This window comes from Rhodanobacter sp. Root561, from assembly GCF_001427365.1.
GTDB lineage: Bacteria > Pseudomonadota > Gammaproteobacteria > Xanthomonadales > Rhodanobacteraceae > Rhodanobacter.
The window spans coordinates 100,293-111,705 of the sequence record NZ_LMGH01000011.1 but is presented as its reverse complement, the minus strand read 5'-3'; the positions used below and the strand labels follow the sequence as shown (position 1 = coordinate 111,705).

Below are 11,413 nucleotides of genomic sequence, written 5' to 3'. Positions count from 1 at the left end.
GCTCAGCCCTGCTTGATCATGGCCTGCAGTACGACCACGGCACGGTCACCCACGACCGCAGGATCGGCACTGCGGACAGTGACGCGGTAATAGATGTTGGTGATGGTTCCGCCATTGACGCCATAGTTGTGCGAGTTGGCGCTCTGGTTGAACCCGGTGCTGGCGCTCGGATCCTGGAAGTTGCCCATGTTCTCGATCACGTACTGCGGCTGGCCGACGGCCAGCGTGTCTGCCGTGTACAGGGCCGTGCTGAGCGGCTTGATGCTACCAGCGGGCAGGTTCGGGTCTTCGAACGGATTGGTCAGACAGATCACAGCCGGGGTCTGGCAATTGCGCGCAATGTCACCCGGACTGGTGGGGATGCTTGCCGCCGCCGCACGCATGGCTGCCTCGGCGTTCTGGAAGGCCAATTGCCGGTCGTACATGTTGCCGGCCATCTTCTGCTGCATGATGGTGCCGCGCACGGCGGCCAGGCCGACCAGGGTAATCACCAGCAGCAGGATCATCGCCACCACCAGGGCCACGCCACCTTGAGCGGCATGGGGATGGAGCCTCGCGCTGCGCTGACGCCGCGAGCGGCTGATGGAACCCGAGGGATCGAGAGTCTTGTGGTTCATCTCATGGCACCCGGTTGCGAATGGTGGTGGTGGCCGTGAAGTCGCGCGAGATCGCCTTGGTATCGGTACCTGCGCGCTTGTCGACGCTTTCCAGCGTGAGCTTGACCTGCACGGAGTCGACGGTGGGCCAGTTGGCCGCCACGGTGGCTGCATCCACGAAACTGGCGCCACCGGCCACGTGATAGCGAAGGTTCATCGCCGTGACGTCACGCACCATTTCCTGGGAACTCGTTGCTGGCGCGGCCCCCGTGGTGTCCACGGTCATGCGGTACAGCGATTTGCCACCCACTGGGTTGGTACCGATGTACCAGTCCACCGCAGCCAGTTTGAAGATCTGCGAGTTGGCCCCGAACATGTAGCCGTTGCCGTTGGTGCTGCACACGGTGGGGTAGCCCATGCCCTTGGAACAATTGCCCGGGCTGACCTTGCCGCCGACGTTGTGCACCACCGTGACATTGCTGTCGTTGTAATCGCTGATCTGCACGATGGTGGCGTGGTCGGGGTCACAGACGATGATCACTTCGCCGGTCTTCAGATCCGAAGTCGTGTCGTTGAGCTTGAAATTGGCAGCCGTCGAACTGGGAGTGGCAGCCACGCTCAGTCCGGTGTCGGCAGCCCCCAGCAATTGCAGCGAGTCGGTATCTTTCAGCTGGTTGCCCGCGGCCGTACCGACCGTCAATGCAGGGTCTGCTACGGTGCCTGCGCCGTAGCCGTGTACCGCGTTGCCCCAATCCGCCCACCAGTTGGTCGCACTGGGTTGCAACACATTGGCAACCCGCCCGGAATTGCCGCAACCGGTGAGGCCAGCATCGCGGATGTCGCGCGCCATCAGCTCGAACGCCACGCGTGAACTGTCCTGCACGTCACCCAGCGCCTGGTTGGTGCGATAGGAGCGCTGCGTGGCAATAAACACGCTGGTGACGCCGGCAATGACGATCAAGCCCAGCACCATGGCGATCATCAGCTCGATCAGGGTGAAGCCCGCTGAAAACTTCGCCGACCGTACCGCATTGCCGGTGCATGGCGGGCTAATGTGGGGGCGCTTGTTCATAGGATGGCCTTGGTGATGATTTGCTGGGTGCTGCTGCCGCCCTTGCCCGACCGACTGTCGTCGAAGGTGATGGTCACTTTGCACTCGCCGCTAGTCACGCACGCGATCTTGCCCGTGGTGGTCGCTGCCTCACCGAGAGTCTTGCCGAGTTGTGCGCACCATTGCTTGAGCTGGGCCTGGGCCAATGTGGTCGTGGTGGTGGGACAGCTGCTCGCGGTGACGGTGCCGTTGTAAGGAAGGCCGGAACTCTTCGCGTTGACGCTGTCCGCCCGCATCGCATCCAGGATCGAGTAACTGCTGACGGTGGCCATGCTGCGCGCCATCGCGCTGTTGTTGGTGGACAGCGACATGGTCTGCAGCGCCGCGATGCCGAGAAAGCCGATCGACAAGATCAGCACCGCCACCAGCACCTCGATCAGGCCAACGCCGGACTGGGTCGCCGCAGTGGGAGGGAGCCCGCGCTTGCGGAGCAAGCGCGCGGGCATGCGACCTGCTTCTTTCGCGAAAATCGAGGATGAGGCCGAGCAGGAAGTGTTCATGATGTCGGGCACGCTGCCGATGAAGTGGTCGTGGCGAGGATCGAGCCTGCCGTTATCCTGATGCACCGATGATTGCGGGTGCTGATCGAGGAAGTGGAAATGTCCGCGATCGGGCCGGAATACGGCGCCGTACTGGTGGGAGAGTGCCCCAGCCCCTGTCCACCAAAACGCACCGGAATCATGTTGCCGGTCAACGCGATCGGGGCCCTGATGCCGCTGGTGCCAGCACGTATTTGCGTGACCACGCCATTGCTCAGCGCATACACCTCGCCAGCCTGTTTGCATGCACTGCCGAGCGTATCCGTGCCATTGGAGGCACTGCCGCACAATTGGGTGCTGGCATTGCGCTTGATGGCTTCCATCCGCGCGACATTGATGGCCCCGACGACCTCGTTGGCGGCGGTGGTGAGTTTGTTCTGGAGAATGATGTTCTTGAAACTCGGCACCGCGATCATGATCAGCACCAGCGCAATGGTCATGGTGACCATCAGCTCGACCAGCGTGAAACCGCGCTGCGCGCGGCGCGCCGACCCGGGCGATGCGACCAGCGAGACAGCTCGCTGACACGACAAGACTTGCATGGAATTCTCCCTGATACCCCTGAGCGCACTGTACCCACGCCGTCACCGCCAGCCAGCCCCCAGCCGACCAGCGGTAGGGATTGGCCGACAAACGGCCGCTGGCACGCTAGAAAGGGTGACGGGGATCACGGGCGGGGGCCGCTCCGGAAAAGCAAAGGCCCGCTTGCGCGGGCCTTTGGGGTTCTGGTGCCGGAAATAGGAATCGAACCTACGACCTACGCATTACGAATGCGCCGCTCTACCAACTGAGCTATTCCGGCAAAGAGCCGCGGATTTTACGTTGTCGCGGCAGGGTGGCGCAAGCGGCGGGCGGTGAGCGCCCTACGGGCCGCACGCACCGCCGGTCAGAGGCTGGAGCTGTTGTCGCCGACCACGCGCAGTTCCTTGGGCAGGGCGAAGGTGATGTTTTCCGGTTCGCCGTCCAGCTCACGCACCGCGCCGGCACCCCACGACTGCAGGCGGGCAATCACGTCGCGCACCAGCTTCTCCGGTGCGGAAGCGCCGGCGGTGAGGCCGATGCGGTTCACGCCATCCAGCCAGGTGCGCTCGATGTGTTCGGCGCCGTCGATCAGGAACGAACGAACGCCCTGCTTCTCGGCCAGCTCGCGCAAGCGGTTGGAGTTGGAGCTGTTGACCGAGCCGACCACCAGCATCAGGTCGACCGCGTCGGCCAGCCGACGCACGGCGTCCTGGCGGTTCTGCGTGGCGTAGCAGATGTCGTCCTTGCGCGGCCCTTCGATGTCGGGAAACTTCAGCCGCAGGGCTTCGATGATCGCCTTGGTGTCATCCACCGACAGCGTGGTCTGGGTGACGTAGGACAATAGCTGCGGGAACGCCGGCGCCAGCGTGGCGACGTCTTCCAGCGACTCGACCAGCAGGATCTCGCCGCTGTTGGCGGGGTTCCACTGCCCCATCGTTCCCTCCACTTCCGGATGCCCGGCGTGGCCGATCAGCACCACGCTGCGACCGATGCGACCCAGCCGCGCCACTTCCATGTGCACCTTGGTGACCAGCGGACAGGTGGCGTCGAACACCTTCAGATGCCGTTGATCGGCCTCCTCGCGCACCGCCTGCGACACGCCGTGCGCGCTGAAGATCACCGTGGCGCCATCGGGCACTTCGTGCAGTTCCTCGACGAACACCGCGCCGTCGGCATGCAGCTTGTCGACCACGTAGCGGTTGTGCACCACTTCATGCCGCACGTAGATCGGCGCGCCGTACGATTCCAGCGCACGTTCGACAATGGCTATGGCGCGATCGACGCCGGCGCAGAAGCCGCGGGGGTTGGCAAGCAGGATGTCCATGGGAACTCGTGACCTTGTCCCTCCCCTTGCGAAGCATGGGGAGATGGAGGAGTGCGCTTCGCAGATGCGAAAGGCTGCAGCGGCGAATTATCGCACGCCGTCCGCCGGCTTGCCGGCGAACAGGCCGAACACGACCAGCATCACCGCGCCGACCGTGATGCCGCAATCGGCCAGGTTGAACACCGGGTAATCCCACTGGCGGAAGTACACGTGGATGAAGTCGGTGACCTGCGCAGCATGCAGCCGGTCGATCAGGTTGCCGATCGCACCGCCCACGATCAGCGCCAGCGGCAGGCTGGTGCGCCAGTCGCGGCGTGGTGTGCGCGCCAGCCAGGTCACCAGCACCGCGCTGATCACCAGCGCCAGCACCACGAAGAACCAGCGCTGCCAGCCCGCACCGCTGGCCAGGAAGCTGAAGGCGGCGCCCTTGTTGAAGGCCAGCGTCCAGTTGAGGAAACCGGGAATCACCGGGTGCGGCACGCCCAGCGGCTGCAGCGCGTGCAGCGCCCACCATTTGCTGAGCTGGTCGAGCGCGATGACAAGCGCGGAGAGCCAGAGCCAGGAAAGTGCGTTGCGTTGGCTGATCATGAACGGAAACTCGATTGGGAATGGCTCCTCCCCCTGCAACGCAGGGGGAGATTGGAAGGGGGTGCTTTTGATCTTGCGAGATTCAGATCAGGAGCGACCCCACCCCAGCCCTCCCCTGCTGCGCAGGGGAGGGAGTGGTACGCAGGTCAGAACCAGCGGCGATCCTCACCCGGCCCTTCGATGTTGCTGATGCAGCGGTCGCACAGCTCGGGATGCGCGGCGTGGCTGCCCACGTCGTCGCGGCGGTGCCAGCAGCGCACGCATTTGGCTGCGCCGCTGACGCTGGCGGAAACCCAGGCTTCGGCCCCATCCAGCTCCACCTTCACCGCGTCGTCCGCACGCGGGGCGAGCGGGGCCAGGGTGAAGTCGGAGGTGATGAAGAAGAAGCGCAGCTCGTCGGCGGCTTCGGCGTAGCGGGTCGAAAGCGCCGCGTCGGCGTGGACCACCAGCTTCGCCTCCAGCGCCGCGCCGATCCGCTCGGCCTTGCGCATGCCTTCGAGCACGCGCGAGGACGCATCGCGGATCGCCAGCAGGTCGGTCCACCAGCGCCGCTGTTCCGGCGAAGCCTGGGCCGCGCTCAGGCCGTCGTACCAGGTTTCGAACAGCACGCTGTCACCGCGCTCGCCCGGCAATTGCTGCCAGATTTCCTCGGCGGTGAAGCTCAGCACCGGCGCCAGCCAGCGCACCAGCGCCTCGGCGATGCGGTACATCGCGCTTTGCGCGCTGCGCCGGCCGCGGCTGTCGGTGGGCATGGTGTAGAGCCGGTCCTTGGTGATGTCCAGGTACAACGCGCCCAGTTCGTTGGTGCAGAAGTTCTGGATGCGCGCGATGACGTCCGGATAGTCGTTGCGCTCGTACGCGGCGGTCACCGCCTGCTGCACGTCATGCGCCTGCTGCACGGCCCACTGGTCGAGCAGCAGGCTGTCCGCCACCGGCAGCAGGTGCGTGGCCGGATCGAAACCGTCGAGGTTGCCGAGCAGAAAACGCGCGGTGTTGCGGATGCGCCGGTAGCTGTCGGAGACGCGCTTCAGGATCTCGTCGGAGACGGTCATCTCGTTGCGGTAATCGGCCGAGGCCACCCAGAGGCGCAGCACGTCGGCGCCCAGCGTGTCCATCACCTTCTGCGGCGCCACCACGTTGCCCAGGGACTTGGACATCTTGCGGCCGTTCGCGTCGACCGCGAAACCGTGGGTGAGCACCTCGTTGTACGGCGCGCGGCCGTGGATCGCCGCCGAGGTCAGCAGGGACGACTGGAACCAGCCGCGATGCTGGTCGGAGCCTTCCAGGTACATCACCTTGTAATGCGTGGCCGCGCCCTGCTGCAGTTCGGGACGCTGGTCGATCACGGTGTAGTGGGTGACGCCGGAGTCGAACCAGACATCGAGCACGTCGGTGACTTTCTCGTAATCCTGCGCGTCGTCGCCAAGCAGCTCGGCCGCATCCAGCGTGAACCAGGCATCGATGCCGCCCTGCTCCACCTTCTGCGCGACCTGCTCCAGCAATTCGACCGAATGCGGATGCGGTTCCTGCGTGGCCTTGTGTACGAACAGCGCGATCGGCACGCCCCAGGTGCGCTGGCGCGAGATGCACCAGTCCGGTCGCCCGGCGACCATGCCGGCGATGCGCTCCTCGCCCCAGCCCGGCACCCAGCGCACGGACTTGATCGAGGTGAGCGCCGTCTCGCGCAGGTCCTGCTGCTCCATCGAGATGAACCACTGCGGCGTGGTGCGGTAGATCACCGGCGTCTTGTGCCGCCAGCAGTGCGGGTAACTGTGCTCGATCTTCGAGAACGCCAGCAGCACGCCGCGCTGGCGCAGCAGGTCGACCAGCGCCTCGTTGGCCTTCCAGATGTGCATGCCGCCCAGCGCGAGGCTGTCCGCTTGCGGCGTGTCGATGCGATAGGTGCCGCGCGGTTCGATGTAGTTGAGCAGGCCGATGCCGTACTCGCGGGCCACCACGAAATCCTCCACGCCGTGATCGGGCGAGGTGTGCACCGCGCCGGTACCGTCGTCGGCCGATACGTGGTCGCCCAGGATCACCGGCACTTCGCGCGGGTAGAACGGGTGCTGCAGCTTGAAGCCTTCCAGCGCCTTGCCTTCGGCGTGACCCAGTACATGAAGAGCGCCCCCATCCGCCCTTCGGGCACCTTCCCCCGTTTGCGGGGGAAGGGAGATGTTGTAGCGCTGGGCGGCCTTCTCGGCCAGCGCGCTGGCGACCACCAGCAGCACGCGCCGGCCATCGCGCTGCGGACCTTCGATCAACGCATATTCGAGTTCCGCGCCCAGCGACACCGCCTGGCTTTCCGGCAACGTCCACGGCGTGGTGGTCCAGATCGGGATGGCCACGATGGCGTCGCCGGCATCCACGCCGAACTTCTTCGCCAGCGCCTTCGCGTCCAGCGCGTCATAGGCGACGTCGACGGCGGGCGAGACCTTGTCGGCGTATTCGATCTCCGCCTCGGCCAGCGCCGAGGCGCAGTCGAAGCACCAGTACACCGGCTTGGCGCCGCGCAGCACATGGCCGTTGGAAACGATCCGCGCCAGCGCGCGCAGCATGTCGGCCTCGAAGCGAAAATCCATCGAGCGGTACGGGTGGTCCCAGTCGCCCAGCACGCCCAGGCGCTTGAAGTCGTTGCGCTGGGTGTCGACCTGCTCGGCGGCGTATTCGCGGCACTTCTGCCGGAACGCCGCCGCGTCGAGCTTGTCGCCCGGCTTGCCGAACTTCTTCTCCACCGCGATCTCGATCGGCAGGCCGTGGCAGTCCCAGCCCGGCACGTAGGGCGCGCGCTGGCCGGCCAGCAGCTTGGACTTGACCACGATGTCCTTGAGGATCTTGTTCACCGCATGGCCGATGTGGATCGGGCCGTTCGCATACGGCGGGCCGTCATGCAGCACGAACACGCTGTCGCGGTGCGCCGTCTTCTGCTGGATCTGCGCGTAGCGCCCCACCCGCTCCCACTCCGCCAGCCAGCCCGGCTCGCGCTTCGGCAAATCGCCGCGCATCGGAAAGTCCGTCTGCGGCAGGTTGATCGTGCTCTTGTAATCGTGGGTCATTGCCTGGGTGCCGTAATGGAAGCGTTGCCGTCCGCCAGCGCGGACAAAGAGGTCAAAGTTAAACGATACCTGCGCCTGCCGGAAGCCGTCTCACGCATCGACCAGCCGCGGGTTCATGCCCAGCAGCTCGCGCGCCCGGCGCGAGTCCAGCGCCATCTGCGCCTTCAGCGGTTCCAGCCCGTCGAACTTCTGCTCGTCGCGCAGTTTGGCCACGAACTCCACCGCCATGCGCTGGCCGTACAGGTCGCCGTCGAAGTCGAACAGGTGCACTTCCAGCAGTGGCTGGCTGACCTGGTTCACCGTGGGGCGCACGCCGAGACTGGCCACGCCGGGCCAGCTGCATTCGCCCTCGCCCAGGCCCACGCGCACCGCGAAGATGCCCAGGATCGGACTGACCCGCTGCTGCAGGTGGATGTTGGCGGTGGGATAGCCCAGCGTGCGGCCAAGCTGGTTGCCGTATTCGACCTTGCCGTCGATCACGAACGGACGGCCCAGCAGTGGCTCGGCGCCGGCGAAATCGCCCGCGGCCAGCAGGGTGCGCACGCGGCTGGCGGAAACGCGTTCGCCCTCCAGCTGGATTACCGGCATGGTGCAGGCGCTGAAGCCCAGTTCGGCGCCCATGCGCTCCAGCAAGGCCACGTCGCCGCTGCGCTTGTGGCCGAAGCGGAAGTCGCCACCCACCCAGACCTCGCGCGCAGCCAGGCGCTCGACCAGCACCCGCCGCACGAAATCCTCGGCCGACATCGCGGTCAGCGCCCGGTTGAAACGCAGCAGCAGGGCCTGCTCCATGCCGGCGGCGGCAAAGCCGCGCAGTTTTTCGCGCACGCTGGACAGCCGCGGCACCGGTTCGGGCGAGAAGAACGCCCGGGGCAGCGGCTCGAAGCTGACCACCACCGGGCTGCAGCCAAGCGCCTGGGCACGTTCGCGCACCTGCGCCAGCAAGGCCTGGTGGCCACGGTGCAGGCCATCGAATGCACCGACCGCCATTACGCTGCCGCGCGGCGTCAGGCAAGGGCCCGCGACATCCCTGGAAAGTTTCATCATCGCCTGAGTATAACGGCCGGACGCCCGCCGATAATCGCGCAGGCGCGGCTCACGCCCCGCGCAGATCGCGTAGGCGGAAGCCGCCGGCAAACAGCACCGCGACATAAGTGCCCGCCCCCGCGACCACCAGCACGGCCAGGCGCCACAGCCGGGTGGCCACCGAAACGCCGTGCACCCATTCCGGCCACAGCCAGCGCCCCAGCAGCAGCACGGCAGCCATCGCCAGGCAGGACGAGCTCAGCCGCAGCCAGTGCCGCGCCCAGCCGGGCTGCCGCTGGTACACGCCGGCGCGCTTGAGCCAGCGCCACAGCAGCATGAAGTTCACGTAGCTGGCCAGCGCACTGGCCAGCGCCAGTCCCACGTGCAGGCCGGGCACCTGGGCGATGCCGTCCAGCCAGCTGCCCTGCTTCACCGATGCCGGCGCCCACAGCTCGAAGAACAACGCGATCAGCAAGCCGTTGAAGATCATGTTGACCACCAGCGACGCCACGCCCGCCTTCACCGGCGTGCGGGTGTCCTGGCGCGAGTAGAACGCCGGCAGCACCACCTTGACCAGCGCATAGGCCGGCAAGCCGCAGCTGAGCGCCAGCACGGCGGCAGCGGTCATGCGGGTGTCGAAGGCGGTGTACTGGCCATTCTGGAACAGCGTGGCCACCAGCGGCTCGGCCAGCAGCGCCAGCGCGATCGCCGCCGGCACCGCGATCAGCAGCGTGATGCGCAGCCCCCAGTCCAGCGCCTTCGAAAATCCGGCCCGATCGGTGCCCACGTGGTGACGCGACAGCGACGGCAGGATCACCGTGCCTAGCGCGACACCGAACACGCCCAGCGGCAGTTCGAGGAAGCGCGTCGACTGCCACAGCCAGGTCTGCGATCCGGTGACCAGCAGCGACACCACGATGGTGTCCAGCAGCAGGTTGATCTGGGCCACCGACGAGCCGAACAGCGTGGGCACCATCAGCCGCATGATTTTCCTGACCTGCGGATGGCGCCAGCCCCAGCGCGGCAGCACCAGCAGGTCCAGCTTGCGCAGGGCCGGCAGCAGGAACAGCAACTGCAGCACGCCGGCCAGCAGCACCGCCCAGCCCATCGCCAGGATCGGCGTATGCAGGTGCGGCGCGATCCACAGCGCCGCCACGATCATGCAGACATTGAGGATGACCGGCGCCAGCGCCGGCATCGCGAAGCGATGGAAGCTGTTCAGCGCACCGCCGGCCAGCGCGGTCAGCGACACGAACAGCAGGAACGGGAACATCCAGCGCACCAGCTCGGTGGTCAGGTCGAACTTGTGCGGCTGGTCCAGCGCGCCGGGGATGAAGGCGGTGGCCAGCTGCGGCGCGAAGATCAGTCCCAGCGCCGTCACCACCAGCAACACGCCGCCCAGGGTGCCGGCCACGGTCGCCATCAGTCGCTTCAGGTCATCGTGACTGCCGGTTTCCTTCACTTCGGTGAAGACCGGCACGAAGGCGGTGGAAAACGACCCTTCGGCGAACAGCCGACGCATGAAGTTGGGGATGCGGAACGCTACCACGAAGGCGTCGGTGGCCACCGTGGCGCCGAACACGTGGCTCATCGAGATGTCGCGCACCAGGCCCAGTACCCGCGAAATCATCGTCATGCTGCTGAACGAGAGCAATCCGCGGAGCATGCTGGGTGACTTCATGAGTGCCTGGTTTCTGCCTTGGGCGCCGATCGCGCAGGGCGCACAGTCTGACAGCCCGTGCGGGCCGGATGACAGCCCGGATATGGCAGAATGGCGACACCCCGATGGCGACACGCCCCCGCCGACCCATTCCGGCGGCGTAAATGATTGACGCATCGGCGAATCGCCCGCATAATTGGCGTCTTTTTCCAACCTCAACCCTGCATTCCGGAGTTCTACCTTGGCCAACATCAAGTCCGCGAAGAAGCGCGCGCGCCAGTCCGAACAGCGCCGCCTGCGCAACATCAGCGCACGTTCCATGGTCCGCACCGCCCTGAAGAAGGTCGTCAAGGCCATCGAGGCCAAGGACAAGGCAGCCGCCGTTGCCGCCTTCACCGCCGCCCAGCCGGTGATGGATCGCTACGCCGCCCGCGGCCTGATCCACAAGAACAAGGCCGCCCGCCACAAGAGCCGCCTCAACGCGAAGATCCGCGAACTGGCGTAAGCCGGGGCGCGATTCGAGTTGCACGAGAAGCCGGCGCAAGCCGGCTTTTTCGTGCCCGGTCCCGAGTGTTGGCTCCTCCCCCTGCGCGCAGGGGGAGGTTGGGAGGGGGTTCGCTTTTGACTTCGGCGAAGAGCGACCCCACCCCAACCCTCCCCTGCTCGCAGGGGAGGGAGCAAGACGCCAAACGCGTCACTGCCGCGGACGAAACTCCAGCGGCATCGGCTCGCCGGGACGCGCCGCGGCCGGCGGTTTCGGCCCGCAGGCGCCGCAGGTGCTGCAGCCATCGCTGCAATCGCCGGTGGCTTCGGTTGGCTGCAGGCGGCGGCCGAACGCCCGTGCCAGGGCACTGCGGCCGGGCTGGCTGAAGTGGATGGACGCGGCGGCCATCCAGCGGTTGGTGGTCTTCCGGGCCAGCTTGCGCAGCACGATCCACACACTGGCCAGCACGGCCAGGCCGATCACCACGTACTGCAGCAGCAGGCCGGCACTCAT

Annotated in this window: 12 protein-coding genes and 1 tRNA gene; 2 read left to right on the top strand and 11 right to left on the bottom strand. The window is 66.3% G+C overall.

What is annotated here, in order from left to right; all coding sequences use genetic code 11:
• Positions 1–2: 2 nt before the first annotated feature.
• The 10 genes from ASD55_RS09365 to murJ form a co-directional block, all read right to left on the bottom strand.
• A complete protein-coding gene (locus tag ASD55_RS09365; RefSeq protein WP_235577770.1) occupies positions 3–617 on the bottom strand; it encodes a PilX N-terminal domain-containing pilus assembly protein in 615 nt (204 codons plus the stop codon).
• A 1-nt stretch (position 618) separates the two neighbouring features.
• Complete coding sequence (locus ASD55_RS09360) at positions 619–1,668, bottom strand: prepilin-type N-terminal cleavage/methylation domain-containing protein (protein ID WP_082542726.1); 1,050 nt, start codon at positions 1,666–1,668, stop codon at positions 619–621.
• Positions 1,665–2,273, bottom strand: a complete 609-nt coding sequence (gene pilV, locus ASD55_RS09355; RefSeq protein WP_235577769.1) for a type IV pilus modification protein PilV — start codon at positions 2,271–2,273, stop codon at positions 1,665–1,667. The genes ASD55_RS09360 and pilV overlap by 4 nt, the downstream gene beginning before the upstream one ends.
• On the bottom strand, positions 2,204–2,788 hold the full coding sequence (locus tag ASD55_RS09350) for a GspH/FimT family pseudopilin (protein WP_056765643.1): 585 nt from the start codon (positions 2,786–2,788) through the stop codon (positions 2,204–2,206). Before ASD55_RS09350 ends, pilV begins: the two co-directional genes overlap by 70 nt.
• 184 nt (positions 2,789–2,972) lie before the next feature.
• Positions 2,973–3,048: transfer RNA gene (locus ASD55_RS09345), tRNA-Thr, on the bottom strand.
• A gap of 84 nt (positions 3,049–3,132) precedes the next feature.
• Complete coding sequence (ispH, locus tag ASD55_RS09340; RefSeq protein ID WP_056765640.1) at positions 3,133–4,092, bottom strand: 4-hydroxy-3-methylbut-2-enyl diphosphate reductase; 960 nt, start codon at positions 4,090–4,092, stop codon at positions 3,133–3,135.
• 87 nt (positions 4,093–4,179) lie between these two features.
• Positions 4,180–4,680, bottom strand: a complete 501-nt coding sequence (gene lspA, locus ASD55_RS09335; RefSeq protein WP_056765639.1) for a signal peptidase II — start codon at positions 4,678–4,680, stop codon at positions 4,180–4,182.
• A gap of 146 nt (positions 4,681–4,826) precedes the next feature.
• On the bottom strand, positions 4,827–7,733 hold the full coding sequence (gene ileS, locus ASD55_RS09330; RefSeq protein ID WP_056765637.1) for an isoleucine--tRNA ligase: 2,907 nt from the start codon (positions 7,731–7,733) through the stop codon (positions 4,827–4,829).
• A gap of 90 nt (positions 7,734–7,823) precedes the next feature.
• Complete coding sequence (locus tag ASD55_RS09325; RefSeq protein WP_056765635.1) at positions 7,824–8,777, bottom strand: bifunctional riboflavin kinase/FAD synthetase; 954 nt, start codon at positions 8,775–8,777, stop codon at positions 7,824–7,826.
• 49 nt (positions 8,778–8,826) lie between these two features.
• On the bottom strand, positions 8,827–10,437 hold the full coding sequence (gene murJ / locus ASD55_RS09320; RefSeq protein WP_056765633.1) for a murein biosynthesis integral membrane protein MurJ: 1,611 nt from the start codon (positions 10,435–10,437) through the stop codon (positions 8,827–8,829).
• Between murJ and ASD55_RS18650 the strand changes: the two genes are divergently transcribed.
• Together ASD55_RS18650 and rpsT are read left to right on the top strand one after the other, a co-directional pair.
• Positions 10,391–10,588 carry a hypothetical protein gene (locus ASD55_RS18650; RefSeq protein WP_162248784.1) on the top strand — a complete coding sequence of 66 codons (198 nt, stop codon included), beginning with the start codon at positions 10,391–10,393 and terminating at the stop codon, positions 10,586–10,588. The genes murJ and ASD55_RS18650 overlap by 47 nt on opposite strands.
• 69 nt (positions 10,589–10,657) lie before the next feature.
• Positions 10,658–10,921 carry a 30S ribosomal protein S20 gene (gene rpsT / locus ASD55_RS09315; protein WP_007804840.1) on the top strand — a complete coding sequence of 88 codons (264 nt, stop codon included), beginning with the start codon at positions 10,658–10,660 and terminating at the stop codon, positions 10,919–10,921.
• Positions 10,922–11,110: 189 nt separating this feature from the next.
• Here rpsT and ASD55_RS09310 read toward each other — a convergent pair whose 3' ends face one another.
• Positions 11,111–11,413, bottom strand: a complete 303-nt coding sequence (locus ASD55_RS09310) for a DUF6587 family protein (RefSeq protein WP_056765631.1) — start codon at positions 11,411–11,413, stop codon at positions 11,111–11,113.

Bases quoted from the DNA above. Each gene is read 5' to 3' on its own strand.
- ASD55_RS09350 (WP_056765643.1), bottom strand. From the start codon at position 2,788: ATGCAAGTCTTGTCGTGTCAGCGAGCTGTCTCGCTGGTCGCATCGCCC.
- ASD55_RS09310 (WP_056765631.1), bottom strand. From the start codon at position 11,413: ATGAGTGCCGGCCTGCTGCTGCAGTACGTGGTGATCGGCCTGGCCGTG.
- ispH (WP_056765640.1), bottom strand. From the start codon at position 4,092: ATGGACATCCTGCTTGCCAACCCCCGCGGCTTCTGCGCCGGCGTCGAT.
- ASD55_RS09325 (WP_056765635.1), bottom strand. From the start codon at position 8,777: ATGATGAAACTTTCCAGGGATGTCGCGGGCCCTTGCCTGACGCCGCGC.
- ASD55_RS09365 (WP_235577770.1), bottom strand. From the start codon at position 617: ATGAACCACAAGACTCTCGATCCCTCGGGTTCCATCAGCCGCTCGCGG.
- ASD55_RS09360 (WP_082542726.1), bottom strand. From the start codon at position 1,668: ATGAACAAGCGCCCCCACATTAGCCCGCCATGCACCGGCAATGCGGTA.
- lspA (WP_056765639.1), bottom strand. From the start codon at position 4,680: ATGATCAGCCAACGCAACGCACTTTCCTGGCTCTGGCTCTCCGCGCTT.
- murJ (WP_056765633.1), bottom strand. From the start codon at position 10,437: ATGAAGTCACCCAGCATGCTCCGCGGATTGCTCTCGTTCAGCAGCATG.
- ileS (WP_056765637.1), bottom strand. From the start codon at position 7,733: ATGACCCACGATTACAAGAGCACGATCAACCTGCCGCAGACGGACTTT.
- ASD55_RS18650 (WP_162248784.1), top strand. From the start codon at position 10,391: ATGCTGCTGAACGAGAGCAATCCGCGGAGCATGCTGGGTGACTTCATG.